Annotated in this window: 16 protein-coding genes and 1 tRNA gene; 3 read left to right on the forward strand and 14 right to left on the reverse strand. The window is 65.0% G+C overall.

Annotation, left to right across the window (positions count from 1 at the left end):
- Positions 1-455: 455 nt before the first annotated feature.
- Both ACW176_RS18600 and ACW176_RS18605 read right to left on the reverse strand, forming a co-directional pair.
- Positions 456-1,640 (reverse strand): hypothetical protein, encoded by a 1,185-nt coding sequence (locus ACW176_RS18600; protein ID WP_492110183.1) that lies wholly within the window; start codon positions 1,638-1,640, stop codon positions 456-458.
- Between the two features lie 441 nt (positions 1,641-2,081).
- Positions 2,082-2,157: transfer RNA gene (locus ACW176_RS18605), tRNA-Ile, on the reverse strand.
- A 145-nt stretch (positions 2,158-2,302) separates the two neighbouring features.
- On the opposite strand from ACW176_RS18605, the gene ACW176_RS18610 reads away from it, so the two are divergent.
- Positions 2,303-3,049, forward strand: a complete 747-nt coding sequence (locus ACW176_RS18610) for an SIMPL domain-containing protein (protein WP_492110184.1) — start codon at positions 2,303-2,305, stop codon at positions 3,047-3,049.
- Here ACW176_RS18610 and ACW176_RS18615 read toward each other — a convergent pair.
- Together ACW176_RS18615 and panD are read right to left on the reverse strand one after the other, a co-directional pair.
- Positions 3,046-3,510, reverse strand: a complete 465-nt coding sequence (locus ACW176_RS18615) for a hypothetical protein (RefSeq protein WP_419321010.1) — start codon at positions 3,508-3,510, stop codon at positions 3,046-3,048. The genes ACW176_RS18610 and ACW176_RS18615 overlap by 4 nt on opposite strands.
- A 1-nt stretch (position 3,511) precedes the next feature.
- On the reverse strand, positions 3,512-3,868 hold the full coding sequence (panD, locus tag ACW176_RS18620; protein WP_419321009.1) for an aspartate 1-decarboxylase: 357 nt from the start codon (positions 3,866-3,868) through the stop codon (positions 3,512-3,514).
- Positions 3,869-4,068: 200 nt separating this feature from the next.
- Here panD and ACW176_RS18625 point away from each other — a divergent pair, with 200 nt between their 5' ends.
- A complete protein-coding gene (locus ACW176_RS18625) occupies positions 4,069-4,743 on the forward strand; it encodes a hypothetical protein (RefSeq protein ID WP_492110185.1) in 675 nt (224 codons plus the stop codon).
- 4 nt (positions 4,744-4,747) lie between these two features.
- A complete protein-coding gene (locus tag ACW176_RS18630; protein WP_492110186.1) occupies positions 4,748-5,641 on the forward strand; it encodes a M23 family metallopeptidase in 894 nt (297 codons plus the stop codon).
- Here ACW176_RS18630 and ACW176_RS18635 read toward each other — a convergent pair.
- From ACW176_RS18635 to glmU, 10 genes are all read right to left on the reverse strand, one after another.
- Complete coding sequence (locus tag ACW176_RS18635) at positions 5,638-6,492, reverse strand: alpha/beta hydrolase (protein ID WP_419321003.1); 855 nt, start codon at positions 6,490-6,492, stop codon at positions 5,638-5,640. The two genes, ACW176_RS18630 and ACW176_RS18635, sit on opposite strands and share 4 nt — an antisense overlap.
- A gap of 79 nt (positions 6,493-6,571) precedes the next feature.
- A complete protein-coding gene (locus ACW176_RS18640; RefSeq protein WP_492110187.1) occupies positions 6,572-6,871 on the reverse strand; it encodes a winged helix-turn-helix domain-containing protein in 300 nt (99 codons plus the stop codon).
- 6 nt (positions 6,872-6,877) lie between these two features.
- A complete protein-coding gene (locus ACW176_RS18645) occupies positions 6,878-7,501 on the reverse strand; it encodes a hypothetical protein (RefSeq protein WP_492110188.1) in 624 nt (207 codons plus the stop codon).
- 66 nt (positions 7,502-7,567) lie between these two features.
- Positions 7,568-9,358 (reverse strand): long-chain-acyl-CoA synthetase, encoded by a 1,791-nt coding sequence (locus ACW176_RS18650; RefSeq protein WP_492110189.1) that lies wholly within the window; start codon positions 9,356-9,358, stop codon positions 7,568-7,570.
- Positions 9,359-9,450: 92 nt separating this feature from the next.
- Positions 9,451-10,323 (reverse strand): aspartyl protease family protein, encoded by an 873-nt coding sequence (locus ACW176_RS18655; protein ID WP_492110190.1) that lies wholly within the window; start codon positions 10,321-10,323, stop codon positions 9,451-9,453.
- Positions 10,324-10,440: 117 nt separating this feature from the next.
- A complete protein-coding gene (locus tag ACW176_RS18660; RefSeq protein WP_492056996.1) occupies positions 10,441-11,820 on the reverse strand; it encodes a class II 3-deoxy-7-phosphoheptulonate synthase in 1,380 nt (459 codons plus the stop codon).
- A gap of 128 nt (positions 11,821-11,948) precedes the next feature.
- Positions 11,949-13,094 carry an O-antigen ligase family protein gene (locus tag ACW176_RS18665; protein ID WP_492110191.1) on the reverse strand — a complete coding sequence of 382 codons (1,146 nt, stop codon included), beginning with the start codon at positions 13,092-13,094 and terminating at the stop codon, positions 11,949-11,951.
- Between the two features lie 50 nt (positions 13,095-13,144).
- Positions 13,145-14,539, reverse strand: a complete 1,395-nt coding sequence (gene gor, locus ACW176_RS18670; protein WP_492110192.1) for a glutathione-disulfide reductase — start codon at positions 14,537-14,539, stop codon at positions 13,145-13,147.
- A 47-nt stretch (positions 14,540-14,586) separates the two neighbouring features.
- Complete coding sequence (gene rpiA, locus ACW176_RS18675; protein WP_419320987.1) at positions 14,587-15,267, reverse strand: ribose-5-phosphate isomerase RpiA; 681 nt, start codon at positions 15,265-15,267, stop codon at positions 14,587-14,589.
- Positions 15,264-16,649 (reverse strand): bifunctional UDP-N-acetylglucosamine diphosphorylase/glucosamine-1-phosphate N-acetyltransferase GlmU, encoded by a 1,386-nt coding sequence (gene glmU, locus ACW176_RS18680; protein WP_492056993.1) that lies wholly within the window; start codon positions 16,647-16,649, stop codon positions 15,264-15,266. Before glmU ends, rpiA begins: the two co-directional genes overlap by 4 nt.
- Positions 16,650-16,672: the final 23 nt, after the last annotated feature.

The raw sequence follows: 16,672 nt of genomic DNA on the forward strand, positions 1-16,672 counted from the left end.
GTCTCATGAGTCGCTGATCTATGATCCTCCCCCTCTGGGGGAGGTGGCCCAAAGGGCCGGAGGGGGCAGCGCGGCCGACGTCCAGCGAGCCCCCTCAGTCGCTCCGCGACAGCTCCCCCAGAGGGGGAGCAGCACCCTGTGCGTAACTTTTCGACTAGCGGAGAAGGTTGGTAGGCCCGGAGGTATCCACTTTATGTTGAAACGTATCAACTTTTTGTTGCTGGTACCAACAGAAGTGCCCGCGCATTTTCGGTCAATTTCCAGCGACTATGCGGCACTATACTCACTTCGACGAAGTTGAAACTTGCATCGCTTTTCCACCACCCTCATTCGTTAGAATAGCGAGGCCATTCGATAACAACCCGGCAGGGTTGAGCAACGGCGGCCAGGCGGTCGTTGTTGATAGCGGGCTTCGAACGATGGTCCATCTAGCGCACCAGCATCGGACAAGTTGGTCAGGTGCGGTCGCTCTCTACTGGACGAAGTCCGAATCTGATCCGGCCGATTTGATCTAACAAGTTCGCCTTCTCGTTCTTGAGGTACGGCATAGAATTCATAAAAAACCCTCCCCTGCCGTTTCTTTGCGCCGCACGCTCCTTCGCCAGAATTAGCCATTCTACCGCCTCAAGAGCCGCCAGCGCCTCCGCAATTTTCGTGTCGATTTTCGCGAGTTCGCTAAACGTTGGTGGGCTTCGAACTCTCTGCCAGCGGGTGCCGATTAGCTCAAATATCCGGCCATCCCCCGAAGGCTGCAGCGCCTTGAAGCCCTCTTCATCCCATTGGTTCTTGAAATGCCGCCTCATGGGTTGCGCGAGAATTTTGGCACCTGGGATGCGGCAGAGCCGTAGCCCAAAACCAGCAGCGTACATGTTGCTGCCTCGCTCTATGACCTGCTGAGAATTCACCGCCCGAACATCGTTCAAGCCGAAAGCGGGGGATAGCAGCAGGTGATCGCTGACATAAATTATGACAAGATCTTTCACCTTAAGGATAATTGCAGACGGAGTAGAAATGAAACCGGGATTCAAACAATTTTTCAGATCCAACGGAACAATCTCGTCCATTACGCGGAACATGATTGCAAATCTGTCAAACAGACCAATTCTAAAATTTGGAAAAGCATGCTCTCCGTAATTCATAGTCATTTGGTGACCAGTCAAAGCGGTTGCCATGTGAGCAGCTGACGACTTAACTTTGTCCAACCAGTCAAATAGACAATCTATTTGCTCCCCAGTCACGGACCGACCCTCGACGATCTTCTTCAAAACGGGTGCCGCAGGCTCCTCGATCCGACGTGCAAACGTGGTGTTGCAGCTCTCGTGCGCCAGCAAACTCAGCTGACGCCATGACGGGCCGGCCTCTGAGGCGCCAAACGATGTGGCCCTTCGCTCTCCCACATCGCCAGCGTAGCGATGAAGCCATGCTGGCAGGGGATGCTCATAATTTTGTTCGCCATCTATGATGATGGCCCCACACAGCACACACGAGGAGAAAAAGAGATTTTCCGCCACATCTACATTTTGAATATTTAGTCGGCCGCCGGCGACGAACCGCCTAGCCTCGAACGGCAGATCAGGATTGGCGATCGTACGCGAAAGCGGTGGCCGTTCATCCAAAACACCATCGCCGCCAATGCTCATTAGTCATCTGTACGTCACTATTCCTGCAGCGGGAAGCTACAGGGCAAACGTGGTTTGCCATTGGTTACGGGACATCCTCCCCACCGCTGGTCACGATAACGTACTTTTTTTGCAAAGCGCGTCAGCGATCACCTCGGCCAACATGTGGAAACACCAGTAGCGGGTTCAGGTCCTGCGGTGGGACTCACATCCGCTACCGATTCTGCCGTCGGCGAACTCGCAAACCCTTATCCAGTAAGCCTTTGATCGGACTCAGCAATTAGACATTCTGTTGGTACATTTGTTGGTATCGAGCGCGATACCAGCAAATGTACCAACATCTGACTGCGACACGATCTGCCTGAGAAAAGCAGATAGCGAGTGAAATCAGAGACTTAGGCCACCGAGCGTGGTAGCGCTCCGAAACCGTAAGTCATTGATTTTGTTCAATAAATTTGGGTATGGTAGGCCCGGAGGGACTCGAACCCCCAACCAGACCGTTATGAGCGGTCGGCTCTAACCATTGAGCTACAGGCCCCCATGAACGGGCGTCACGTTCGGAGGAAGGGCGCATTAGCATGGGCCGAACGCGGCTTAAAGCTCCCGTTCAGGTTCGTTCCGTCATCAGGGAACCATACAGGGTCGGTCAAGCTTACAGGACCACCCGACAGGAGACTTCAGTCATGACTTCGTTCGCCGCCCGCATCGCCTCCGCTGCCCTGATCCCCGCCGCCTTGGGAGGCGCGTTGGCCCTCGCCTCGGCCCCCGCCATGGCCCAGAGCGCGCCGGACGCCGCCTTCCGCGCCACCACCTTCAGCCTGGCAGCCTTTGGCGACACCAATGTCGCCCCCGACATGGCCACCATCACCCTGGGCGTGCAGACCGACGACATGACGGCCGCCGGCGCCCTGAAGGCCAATGGCGCGAAGATGAACCAGGTGATGGCCGCCCTGCGCAAGGCCGGGATCGCCGATCGCGACATCCAGACCTCGAACCTCAACGTCAACCCGCAATACATCTACGAGCAGAACCAGCCGCCGAAGTTCAACGGCTATCAGGTCAGCAACCAGGTGACGGTGACCGTGCGCGACCTGGGCAAGCTGGGCCAGGCTGTTGACGCCACGGTCGGCGCCGGCGCCAACACCGTGGGCGGTATCAGCTTTGGCCTGCAAAACCCGCAGGTCGCCGAGGACGCAGCCCGCATGGACGCCGTGAAGGCCCTGCAGGCCAAGGCCGACCTCTATGCCCGGGCCACGGGCTACAAGATCGTGCGCCTGGTCAATCTGGGCGAAGGCGGCGGCTATTCACCCGCGCAGCCGATGCCGGTGTTCGCCATGGCCAAGCGCGAAATGGCCGACTCCACCCAGATCGCCGCCGGCGAACTGAAAGTGCGGATCGACGTCACGGCCACCTATGAGGTGGCCCGCTAAAAGCCAGCCTTGGTGAAGGCGCGCTCGACGCGTTCCTGAACCTCGCGACCCGGCAGGGCCCGCTCGCCTTCCATGACCGCCACATAGGTCAGGTTGCGGGCGGGCTTGCCCTCACTGGTCGGCACCGGGCCCATGGCCCAGCCGACGGTGTTGACCCCGCCCGTGCCCGTCGGACAGCTGGCGAAGCGGGCCGGCTTGCCGATGGCGCTCTTGAGCACGACCTCGGCGATCACCGGCTGGCCGCCCGCGCAGGTGGGCAGGTTGCGAGCGCAGGTGATGTAGCCGCCCGCGCGCCAGACCATCGCACCCGAGGCGTCGGCCACCATCACGCAGGTCGAGGGCGAGCCGATGGCGCGACCGATGGATTCCGTCAGGCGGGTCTCATCGATCCCTTCGGGAAGTTTGGGCGCGCAGCCGGCCAGCAGTCCGGCGACGAGGGTTAGTCCGACCAGACGGCGCATCCTAGGCGGCCTTCTTGATCAGGTTACCGTTATCCAGCAGCACCACGGTCGGCGCGTAGTTGCGCGCTTCCTCGGCCGGCAGCTGGCAGTAGGTGACGATAATGACGGTGTCGTTCTTCTGCACCAGACGCGCGGCGGCGCCGTTGACGCCGATCACCTTCGAGCCGCGCGGGGCCTCGATGGCGTAGGTGGTGAAGCGCGCGCCGTTGGTGATGTTCAGTACATCGACCTGCTCGTTGGGCAGGATGCCCGAGGCGTCCAGCAGGTCGCGATCGATGGCGATCGAGCCTTCATAGTCCAGGTCAGCCTGGGTGACAGTGGCGCGGTGAAGCTTGGCCTTGAGCATGGTGAGCAGCATGGCGGAACCTGTATCCCCTTGAGTAAGCTGGGCTTTGTTGGGGCCGCCACACACATGGGCCCAAGGCAGTCCGGCCATATAGCCACGAAGCCGCGCCGGTTCAATCGCTAGGCCCCTTGGCCGTAAGAGTGAGTCGAAAGGGTTAACAACACCTTCGATCCGCGCTAAGGTTGAAAGAACGGGGTTATGCGGTGGGGACCATGCGTAACGGACAACTGATCGTCGCGGCGGCCATTGTCGTCGCGACCGTGGGGGTGGGCGCGACCATCGCCTCCCGCGTCACGGCGCAGACACGGGTGGATCCGGCGACCGGCGCGCCGATCGGCGCCACCCGCCCGCCCGTTGTGACCCGGGTCCCTTCTGCGACGACCGTTCCGCCCCGCAGAGGCGGCCGGGTCGACTGGCAGGGCGCCGTGGGCGGCCTGCGCCAGAGCGGCGGCGCGTCCGACACCCTGGGCGCCAATCTGGACAAGGGCGAGGTGGACGCCACCCGCGTGCCGATCCTGCTGCCCAATGACGCCAGGCTGACGGCCGGGGCGCGTATCTACAGCTTCGGCGACTATTACACGATCACAGCTGACGCCCCCGGGGCCGGCATCTCGCTGAGCGGCACCACCGCCATCATTCCCCTGCCCGCTGCCAAGCCCCTGAAGATCGATCCCGTTGGTCCCGAAGGCCTGACCGTGCAGCGCACGGTCGATGGCCAGCTGGCCAGCTTCATCCGCTATGGCGTGCTCTACACCGTCGAGATCCGCTGCGAGAAGGCGGGCGACCTGCGCTGCGCTGACGACAACTATGTGCTGGGTCTGGTCGGCAAGACGACGACCGTGGTGCTGGGCGCCGCCGCCCGCGCCGAAGCCGGCCTGGGGGGCTGAGCCGATGAGCAAGCTGACCGCGCCCCTGGCCCTGGCGGTTCTGGCCGCCCTGGCCCTGACCGCCTGCGATCCCAAGACCCCCGCGCCCGACGCGCCGCCCAAGCCGCCGTCGGCCGACCCCGGCCCGCCCAAGCCCGATGACGAGCCCGTCGATGGCGGCGCCGAGCAGGAAGCCTCCGAGCCCCTGCCGCCCAGCCCCGGCGATCCGGTGCAGCCGGCAGAGCCGCCCGCCCCCTCGCCGGCCACCTTCGACCACGGCCCCGCCGGCCAGCTGCCCAGCGGACAGGGCTCGGGCTATCTGGACCGCACCGTCTGGGCGCCGACCATGTGCTGGCCCCTGCAGGAAGCCGGCTTCGCCAACTCCCAGGTCTATGGCCCCGGCGGCGGCATGGGTCCGCCCGGCAAGCCCAGCCAGTGCGACAGCCTGAACTACACCCTGCCCTGGCGTGACAATTTCTGCGAGGCGCGCTCGCGGACCAGCCCCCTTTGCGCCTCGGGAACCGGTCACCAGGGCCAGGACATCCGCCCGGCCACCTGCAAGAAGAACGAACACTGGGCGGTCGCCACCGAGGCCGGCACGATCACCGATATCGGGACCTATACCGTGACGCTCGTGGGCAAGGCCGCGCCGCACTACACCTACCGTTACCTGCACATGCAGATGTCGACCCTGGCGGTGGCCGAAGGAGCCAAGGTCACGGCCGGCCAGAAGCTGGGCAAGGTGTCCAACGACTTTGGCGGCACGCCCACTACCATCCACCTGCATTTCGAGATGCGGGCGGGCCTGGCCGGGGTGACGACCGACGGCAAGCCGGTGGCGGTCCAGACCTTCATCCCGCCGTATCTCAGCCTGGCCGAGGCCTATCAGCGCAAGCTGAACGGCGGGGTCTGCGGCTAGATCGCAGCGGCCTTCAGGAAGGCCGTCATCTCGCCCAGAAGGTTGGTCTTGGCGCGGAACGGGCGCGACAGGGCCAGCACCGTGTCGGCGTGGTCCAGCCCCGGATAGTGTCGCTCTTCGACCTTGCCGCCCACCTGGCGCAGGGCGGCGGCCAGCTTGCGGGTGTTGCGCGGATAGACCGTGGTGTCGGCGTCTCCGGAGGCCAGGAAAGCGGCCGGCGAGCGGGCGCTCGCGAACTGTCCCGGCTGGGTGGCCGGCAGATCCGGGGCCTGACCGAAGGTGCGCCGCGTGATCGGCCCATCCAGGGGCAGGAAATCATAGGGCCCCGACAGTCCAGCGAAAGCCCGGACAGCCCCGGGTTCGACGCCCGCCGCCTTCAGATAGCGAGGGTCCAGGGCCAGCATGGCGGCATTGTAGGCGCCGGCCGAGTGACCGATCAGGACGACGCGGTCGGGATCCCCACCCAGGGCCCTGGCGTTGTCGACCGCCCAGCGCACCGCCGCCGCGCAGTCGTCGAGGAAGTCTGGAAAGACGACTTCGGGATAGAGACGATAGTCTGGCACCAGCGTCAGGAAACCGCGCGCAGCCACCGCCCTGCCCGCCCAGGCATAGTCGGCGCGCCGACCAGAATCCCAAGAACCGCCATAGAAGAACACCGCCACCGGCTCGGCGCCCGTCGCCGTGGGCGGCGCATAGACGTCCAGCGTCTGACGCGCGCCTTTCCCGTAGGCTGCGCCCCGCAAGGGCGTGCGAGCGGCGTCCTTGGGCGTCAGGGTCGCGAACATCGAAAGCGGCGAGCACGCGCTCGCCAGGGATCCCGCCAGGGCCGTCAAGCCGACGCGTCGCGTCATAGAACCACTCACCACGTCTCGCTCCGCCCCTGCGTCTTTTTACAGATACGCGAGAAACGCGGGTTTGGACGAGGCGATTTCAGCGCCCATCGACCAGCTTGCCGATGGCGTCGAGATAAAGGCCAAAGGCCGCGCGGCCGATCTCGGTCAGGCTGACGCGCGTAAGAGGTTTGCGGCCGACGAAGCTCTTGTCGATGGCCACGTAGCCCGCGTCTTCCAGCTTGCGCAGGTGGACCGACAGGTTGCCGTCGGTGACCGATAGCCTGGCCTTCAGCGCGTTGAACTCCGCGACCTCGGCGCCCGACAGATAGGCCATGATCCCCAGACGCACGCGCCCGTGAATGACCTCGTCGATGTGTTCGATCTCGAAATCGTCCATGGCGACCTAGACGATGTCCGAAGGTTCTTGTCGCATCAGGATCAGGCCCGGGACCATAGCCAGCAGATACAGGGCGGCGGCGTAACCCAGCCAGGCCCAGCTACTGCCCATCAGCAGCGCCATCCCGATGGCGCTCGCGAAAGAGGCGACCGCCACGACCCTTAGCCAGACTATCCGAGACATCGCCGCCGCCACCGACCATGCGCCGCCATAGAGCGCCAGCACGATCGACGGTGAGAAGTTGATCAGGTTGAGGTCCCGGGTTTTCCAGCTGGCCACGGCCAGGGCGGTGAAGATCACGAAACAGCCCCAGCCCACGCCCATCCAGGCGTTGCGCATGGCGCGATTGCCAGATGAGCCCGCCCCGGGTTTGGCGCCGACCCCGCGCCTGAGCACGGCCACCATCGCCAGGTGAAGGACGACGGCGGCGACCCAGACCACCATCAGCATCACGGATGGAGCCTGCAACACCTTCGACAGGATCGCCCACTGGATCAGGCTGGCCGTGCCGAAGATCGCGCCCGCCGCAACCAGCATCGAGCCGCCCAGCAAAGGAGCCTGACGCCCCTCTTCGGCCAGGGCGCGCATGAACGCGATGTCGTCGCGGATGGCCTTCATCTCTTCAGTCACAACGCATCTCCCCAGCGCTCAATGGAGCGAGGAATAGCGAACTCACTTTGAAATGTAAAGTTCTTCTTAGAGCTTGTATCCGCCGGCCACGACCTTGGCGCAGACCGCCTTGGTGATCTTCACATAGCCCTTGGCCGGATCTCGGAAATAGAGCGGATCCTTGGTCATGGCCGGGTCGAACCCCTCGGTGACGAGATCGATCTTGCGATACTTGAAGGTGCCGGTGGTCTCGATCTCGCGCTGCAGGCGCACAAAGATAGGCCGGGCATAGGCCGGCAGTTCCCGATCGACATGTTCGGCCAGGGTCGTGATATCGAACTCGGGTCCCACCACCAGCGAGGCCATGCCGGCCTTGCCGTCGAGGTCGCCGATCTTGACGCCATAGACATTGACCTCCAGCACCCCGGGCACCCCGGCCAGGCGCTCGGAGACCTCGCTGGTGGCGACGTTCTCGCCCTTCCAGCGGAAGGTGTCGCCGATCCGGTCGACGAAATAGATGTAGTCGTCGCCGTCGGTGCGCATCAGGTCGCCGGTCCTGAACCAGGCATCGCCCTTGGCGAAGACGTCGTGCAGAACCTTCTTCTCGGTCGCAGCCTTGTCGGCATAGCCGGTAAAGTTGGATCGGGCGTCATTGGCGATCTGGCCAATACACTCGCCAACCTCGCCCGGCGCCACCTCGATGCAGCAACCGTCGGCGCCACGGATCGGCATCTCTGTTTCCACATCGAACTGCACGATGCGGGTGTTGAACTTCTTCCTCAGATAGCCGGGGATACGGCCGATGGCCCCGCGCCGCCCGTCGAAGTTGAAGAACGAGACATTGCCTTCGGTGGCGCCATAGAATTCCAGTACGCCGCCGACCTTGAAGCGATCCATCATGTCGTCCCAGACGTCGGGCCGCAGGCCGTTGCCGAAGATCTGGCGGATCTTGTGGTTGCGGTCCTCGTCGCTGGCCGGCTGGTTGGCCAGATAGCGGCACAGCTCGCCGATATAGACGAACATCGTACAGTTCTCGGTGCGGATATCGCTCCAGAAGTGCGTGGCCGAGAACTTCTTGCGAAGCACGATCGACCCGCCATTCAACAGCCCCGCCCCCATGGCGCAGAGGCCGCCGGTGGCGTGATAGAGCGGCAGGGTCACATAGATGCGGTCGGTGTGACGGGCGTCGGTCGAACCGGCGAAGCCGCGCATATAGAGTTGCGTCCGCATGTGGGTGATGCGCGCGGCCTTTGGCAGCCCGGTGGTGCCGCTCGTGAAGATGTAGAGTGCGGTGTCCTTGGCGGTCAGCCCGCCCCGGGCTGTCTCGCGATCGGGACGCAGCTGACTGCAGCTCTTCAGGGCGTTGACCAGATCGCGCTGGTCGCCATGAGCCTTGCCCAGCACCCATTGCTGGACGTGACGGCCAAGACCATCCTTGACCTGTTCGAAACAGGGCGAGGTCTCGGGATCGACGATGCAGTGCAAGGCCTGGGAGATGTTCAGGCAGTGGGCCAGGGCCGGGCCGGTCAGCTGGTTGTTGATCAGCGCAGTGGCGACGCCCACCTTGGACAGCCCGTACCAGATGGCCAGATATTCCAGGCGGTTGGGCATGAACAGCGCCACCGTCTGACCGCGGGTGATGCTCTGCCCCTTGGCCCAGTGGGCGTAACGGTTGGCGATGGCATCCAGCTCGGCATAGGTGATCGTCTTGCCTTCAAAGGTGATCGCGGGGCTGGCAGACCAGCGATCGACCGCCGCTTCGAGATCATCGCAGATCAGGTTGGCGCTGTCGGGAGCGATGGATTTCACGCGCTTGAGCGTGCGCATCAGCCCCTTCAGGAACACCCACTCGCGCTTCAACCTAGCCTGCAAACGCATAAGCACCCTCCATTCAAACAACCATTGGAGAGCGCCGCGCGGCGGGTCAAGCTGCACCGTCGCGCGCCGCGCGCGTTTCCGTCAGACGGGCCTCAGCCGGGACCGGCGATCTTGAAGCGCACCTCGCGGCGCTTGAAATCCAGGGCCACGGTTTCGAACTTCTGCAGGATATCGGAGCCGATCAGGATCGCCGGCTCACGGGTCAGTCCCCAGTAGTCAAAGGTATGAACCGCGGCCATGACCACGGGCACGTTCACCAGGGTCATCTTGCCCAGGGTCAGCCGGTTGAGCACCACCAGTCGCCCGGGCAGGGTCTGGCCGGTGGCGCCGCGCAGCTGGATATCAAAGGTTTCACCAATGATCGCCTTGCGCTTCTGCGCCGCCCGGAACAGCGCCAGATTGCCGATCGTCGCCATGGATCCGCTGTCCAGCAGGGCGACCATTGTCTGACCGGGCATGGAAACGTCGATCAGGGTCAGACCGCTGCGCGTACGGGTCTTGACCACCACCGTCTGGTCGTCGGCCCGCGGCAAGCGCTCGCCAACAGCCATGCGTCGCTGACCATAGTTCAGCATCAGGTTGTCGGCGCCCAGCCAGTCCAGGCCCAGCAGACCGGCCGCGCCGAGATAGCGTTCGGCGACGATCGACACCTTCATCTGGCGCCGCACGCGGTGGCCCATCTGCAGGGTGTCGATCACCACGGTGTCGACAGCGTGCACGCCGGCGATGCCGTGCACGTCCACCGGCTCGCCCCGCGCCAGTCCCAGCCTGTCTGCGGTCTCGATGGAAATCATCGAGCTGTTGGCTCCGGTGTCGATCATCATGTGAAACGGCCCCTGGCCGTTCAGCATGACCTGCACCGTCAGGCGACGGGCCACGTCCAGATACTTCAGCGGCTCTTCACGGGTGACCTGCGGAGCGTTCGGATCCAGAGCAAGGGCCGGCGCGGCGACGAGCGTCGCCATCAACCCCGCAAGACCCCTGCGAGAGATGGTTGAACCCACCATTTCACCCCGCCTCCTCCATGAAAGACGGAGGCTATACCCGCGCTTGAAGGGGCGCCAGCAATGACGACCGGCGCGTCAGCCGGTGGCCAGCTTGCGCTGATCGTCGCGATCCGACTTGAGCTTCTCGGCCACCAGGAACGCCAGTTCCAGGGCCTGTTCGCCGTTCAGACGCGGATCACAGTGGGTGTGGTAGCGGTCGGCGAGATCGCCTTCGCCCACCGCCCGCGCCCCGCCCAGGCACTCGGTGACGTTCTGGCCGGTCATTTCCAGGTGCACGCCGCCGGGGTGCACGCCTTCGGCATGGGCGATCTCCACGAACGATTTGACTTCCGACAGGATGCGGTCGAACGGCCGGGTCTTGTAGCCGGTCGAGGCCTTCAGCGTGTTGCCGTGCATCGGGTCGGTGGCCCAGACCACCGAACGGCCGGCCGCCTTGGTCGCCTTCATCAGGCGCGGCAGACGGTCGGCGATCTTGTCGGAGCCAAAGCGGCCATACAGGGTCAGGCGGCCCGGCTCGTTGTGCGGGTTCAGCACGTCGATCAGGCGCAGCAGGTCGTCACCTTCCATGGTGGGACCGCACTTGAGGCCGATCGGGTTCTTGACGCCGCGCATGAACTCGATGTGCGCGCCGTCCAGCTGACGGGTGCGCTCGCCGATCCACAGCAGGTGAGCGCTGGTGTCGTACCAGTCGCCCGAGGTGCTATCGACGCGGGTCATGGCTTCCTCGAAGCCCAGCAGCAGGGCTTCGTGGCTGGTGAAGAACTCCACCTGATGCAGGCCAGGGTGGCTTTGCGGCGTGACGCCGATGGCGGCCATGAAGGCCAGGCTTTCGCTGATCTTTTCCGACAGCTCGCGATATCGCGCGCCCTGCGGGCTGTCGCCCACGAAGCCCAAGGTCCAGCGGTGGATGTTATGCAGGTCGGCATAGCCGCCGTTGGCGAAGGCGCGCAGCAGGTTCAGGGTCGAGGCCGACTGACCATAGGCCTTCAGCAGACGATCTGGATCGGGGATGCGCTCCTCGGCCGTGAAGTCCATGCCGTTGATGTTGTCGCCCCGGTACGACGGCAGGGTCACGCCGTCGATCGTCTCGATCGGCTCGGAGCGCGGCTTGGCGAACTGGCCGGCGATGCGGCCCACCTTCACCACCGGCTTGCCGCCGGCGAAGGTCAGCACCACCGCCATCTGCAGGATCAGCCGGAAGGTGTCGCGGATGTTGTCGGCGTGGAATTCCTTGAAGCTCTCGGCGCAGTCGCCGCCCTGCAAAAGGAAGGCGCGGCCTTCGGCCACGTCACCCAGCAGGGTCTTCAGCCGACGCGCCTCGCCCGCAAACACCAGCGGCGGCATCTGGCGAAGTGTTTGCTCGACCCGATCCACAGCGCCCGCATCCGGATAGTCGGACGGGATGTGCTTGGCGGGTTTTGCTCTCCAGGTGGCGGGGGTCCAACGCGAGGTCATGGCAGGCTCTATAACTTCAAAGGGAGCGGCTTTTACCGTAGCCGCAGGGAAAAGGCAAAATCATGCGGCCGATCGCCGCTTTTTGACGAGAGTGAGGAAAGTTCATCCTAGCGGACGGCGTGGCGACTTCAATCCTTGCGCGAGATATCGCAGGCAATGACGGTCAGAGCGCCCAGGGCCAGCCACCATTCCTGCCAGACCCCAAAGCTCAGAGCGCCGATGGTCAGATAGGTGACCAGAGCGCCAGCCGCTATGGCGCCATCCTCCTGGGACTCGCCGGTCAGGGCCACAATCCTGTAAGCGACCCAGCTGAAGAAGATGCCGCCCAGGGCCGCGCCCACCGCGCCAAGCTCCAGCCAGAGCTGCATGGCGGCGTTGTGAGTGTGCAGCGGGATCGCCGGTCCAAAAGTGCGGCTGGCGTCCAGGCCCCAGCCGCGAATGGCGTGGGCCTGCACATGGTCGGCGGTGAAGGCCCAGATATCCAGGCGGGCGTCCCAGGAGCGCGGCACGTGGCGATGCAGCCAGGCGATCAGTCCCGAATGTACGCCCCACAGCAACATGATCGGACCCAGCACGAAGGGCGCGGCGACGGCGGCGACCAGCAGGCGCGCGGCCACCTTGCCAAACAGCCGAACGGCCCCGAAGGCCACGAAGCCAAACGCCAGGGCGGCCCAGCTGGCGTCGGCGCTCAGCGCGAGGGCGCCGATGATCACCGCGCCCAGCAGCACGAAAGCGGCGGGCGTCCAGCCCCGCCCGCTCATGATCCGGGCCGTGGGCCAGAACAGCAGCGCCAGGGCGTAGGTGGCGATCGACACTTTCACGACCGCAAGATCGGGTCGGATCGGATCGTTGGTCGCGGATCTCAGCCATTGATAGAAGGCCGCCCCGCTCACCCCGTCCAGGGCGACCAGAAGGGCCAGAAACAGGGCGCTCACCGCCAGCACCGTGGCGGCGCTGCGGGCGGACCGGTCAGACAGGCCGCGCATGGCGGCGATCGCCGAGCCGTACAGCGCCAACTGGAACAGCAGCTTGAGTCCGGTGAAGGACTCCATATCCCCACTGTCCTTCAGGTCGGCCGGGTTAGGCGCGCCGGGGCTCCAGGACAGGCTGATCAGGGCCCAGACCACCAGGACGAACAGCGCCATGGCCGGAGGCGACGCCGGACGCGACTGCGCCAGTCCCGGCGTCGACAGCAACCCGCAGAGGGCCAGAAGCGGCGCAAAGCCCAGCGGCGCGAGATAGCCCACGAACGGAACCAGCGCGATGGTGAACACCGCGACAGCCCCTAGCCATTTCGTGGAACGTTGCGCGCCGGCGACAGACCTCATCCGGCGCCCACATCGGCCGGCGCGTACTTTTCCTTCATCGTCACCAGTTCCTCGGCCAGGGTCGGGTGGACGGCGCAGGTCGAGTCCCACTGCTTTTTGGTGACGCCCATCTTCACGGCGATGGCGGCCATCTGGATGATCTCGGGCGAGTCGGGCCCCACCACGTGGACGCCAACCACCTTTTCGTCGTCCTGTTTGACCACCAGCTTGATCAGGCACCGGTCCTGAGCGCCGTAGAAGGTCGCCTTCATCGGCCGGAAGACCGAGCGATAGATATCCACCTTGCCAAACTCGTGCCGGGCCTCAGCCTCAGTCATACCGACCACCCCGACCGGCGGCTGCGAAAACACGGCCGAGGCCACCAGGTCGTGATCGAAGCTGGTCGGATTGTCGTAGAACTCGGTCTGGGCGAAGGCCGCCCCCTCGCGGATCGCCACGGGCGTCAGATTGATCCGGTCGGTGACGTCGCCGACGGCCCAGATGCCGTCGACACTGGTTTTCGAATGCTTGTCCACGGCGATCGCGCCGCGCTCGTTCAGCTTGACGCCCACCTTGTCCAGGCCCAGCCCCTCGACATAGGGCTCGCGGCCGGTGGCGAACATCACCGCATCGGTCTCGAAGGTCAGGTCGTTGCTGAGCGTGCTGACCAGGCCGGCCTCTGTCTGCTCAAGGCTCTTGTGCGAGCAGCCCAGCACCACCTTGATGCCGCGCTTTTCCAGCTCGTCGGCCAGGTGCGAACGGACGTCGTCGTCAAAGCCGCGCAGGATGTTGGCGCCGCGATAGAGCAGCGTCGTCTCCACGCCCAGACCGTTGAAGATGCCGGCGAACTCGACCGCGATATAGCCGCCGCCCACCACCAGCACCCGCCTGGGCAGAGTGGGCATGTGGAAGGCCTCGTCAGAGGTGATGCCCAGCTCGGCGCCTGGGAAATCCGGCCTCACGGGGCGGCCGCCGGTGGCGATCAGGATCTTGCGGGCGGTATAGCGGCCAGCGTCCTGACTGCCCTCCTTGGGCAGGACCTCGACGGTGTGGGCGTCGATCACCCGGGCCTTGCCGTGCAGCAGATGCGCGCCGGCCTTCTGCAGGTTGGTGACATAGATGCCCGACAGGCGGGCGATCTCAACGTCCTTGTCGTGCAGGAATCGCTTCCAGTCGAACGACCGCTCGCCGATGGTCCAGCCAAAGCCCTCGGCGGTCTTCAGCTGCGCGGAGACCTCACTGGCATAGACCATGAACTTCTTGGGCACGCAGCCCCGGATCACGCAGGTGCCGCCGACCCGATACTCTTCCGCCACCGCCACCTTGGCTCCCGACAGCGAAGCCAGACGCGCGGCCCGCACCCCCCCGGAGCCGGCGCCGATGACGAACAGGTCGAAGTCATAGTCAGCCATCGAAGGCTCCAGTCAGGCTAAGGAACAGCGGCGCTCTATCTAGGAACTCACGGCGTCAGGCGCACCACGCCATCGTCAGTGCCCAGCAGCGCCTCGTCGGCCAGATCCAGGAACAGGCCATGATCCACGACGCCTGTCACGGCCTTCAGCGCTGCGGCCAGGGCCGCCGGCTCCTCGATCTTGCCCGAAGCCATGTCGTAGATCAGGTTGCCGCCGTCGGTGACCACCACGCCGCGATCAGCCATCCGCAGGCGCGGCGGCGGTAGTTCGAACTCGGCGGCGATGTCGGCGAGGCGCTGGCCGGTATGCACATGGCCAAACCGCACCACCTCGATCGGCAACGGGAACTTGCCCAGCCGCTTCACGTGCTTGGCTGCGTCAGCAATGACCACGCAGCGCTTGGAGGCTTCCCAGACCAGCTTTTCACGCAGCAGCGCCGCGCCGCCGCCCTTGATCAAGCTGAGGCCCGGTCCGATCTCGTCGGCGCCATCGACCGTCAGGTCCAGCGCCTTGACGTCGTCCAGCGCGGCCAGGGCGATGCCCAGTTCCCGAGCCAGATTGGCGGTGGCGTCCGAGGTCGGTACGCCCCGGATATCCAGCTTGCGGGCCGCCAGCGCCTTGACGAACCAGGCGGCGGTGGAGCCAGTGCCCAGGCCCACCACCATGCCATCCTCGACCAGCTCGGCGGCGGCTTCGCCTGACAGACGCTTTTGATCGTCGGCGCTCATGTCTTGTCCCTCTTGGCGGCCTTGGCCTTCTTGGCCAGTTTCAGCGCCCGGAACGCCTCGGCCCAGCCGCTCTTGTTTTTCTGCTCGCTGCGCGACAGCGCCAGAGCGCCTTCCGGCACATCCTTGGTGATCACCGAGCCTGAACCGGTCATCGCCCCGTCACCGATCCGCACCGGCGCGACCAGGGCGCTGTTGGAGCCGATGAAGGCCCCCGCCCCGACATGGGTCTCGAACTTGTCGAAGCCGTCATAGTTACAGAAGATGGTCCCAGCCCCGATATTGGCCTTCTCGCCCACCGAGCCGTCGCCCAGATAGCTGAGGTGGTTGGCCTTGGCGCCGGCTCCGACCTTGACCTTTTTGACCTCGACGAAGTTGCCGATGTGCGCATCGGCCCCGATCTCTGCCCCCGGGCGCAGGCGGGCATAGGGACCGATCAGGGCCCCCTCGCCCACGGTCGCGCCTTCCAGATGGCTGAAGGCCTTGATCACTGCACCGCTGGCAACGCTGACGCCGGGTCCGAAGACCACGAACTGTTCCACTGTCACACCGGCGGCGATCTTCGTGTCCCAGGCCAGATGCACCGTCTCCGGGGCCGGCAGGGTGACGCCCTCGACCATCAGGGCGTTGCGGCGGCGCTTTTGCCAGACCGCTTCGGCGGCGGCCAGTTCGGCTTGGGAATTGACGCCCTGCACAGAGGCCTCGGCCGCGAAGCTGGCGCGGGTCGAAAGCTCGCGCCCGTGGGCGATGCCGACCACGTCGGTGAGGTAGTATTCGCCATTGGCGTTGTCGTTGCCGACCTGGCCCAGAATGTCGAACAGCAGGGCCCTGTCGGCGGCCAAAACGCCGGAGTTGCAATGCTTGACCTGCTTGACGCTGTCATCAGCGTCCTTGGCTTCGACGATGCGCAGCAGCACATGACCGGGGGCCAGAATCAATCGGCCGTAGGCGCCCGGATCGGCGGCCTCGAAGCCCAGCACCGCCACATCGGCGCCGGAAGCGCGCAGGTCGAACAGAGGCTCTATGACCGCCGCGCTCAGCAGCGGACAGTCGGCGAAGGTCACCACCACGTCACCGTCGAAATCGGCCAGGGCGGCCTTGGCGGCCAGAACAGCATGGCCGGTGCCCATCGGCGGATCCTGGATCACCACGGCCGCGTCGCCTAGACGCTTGCGAGCGTGGAGACCGACGGCGGGGCTGTGGGCGCCCACCACCACGACGATCCGCGCGCAGCCCAGCGCCTCGGCGGCATCGATGGCGTGATCCAGCAGAGCCCGGCCGGCGATCCTGTGCAGCACCTTGGGGGTCGGCGACTTCATCCGCGTCCCCTGGCCGGCGGCGAGGATCACGGCGGCCCGGGGGCGGTTCGAAGCGGAGCTGGTCATGGTCCTGGCGACTCTCTAGGGGA

Source organism: Caulobacter sp. FV1ye13L (genome assembly GCF_058681155.1).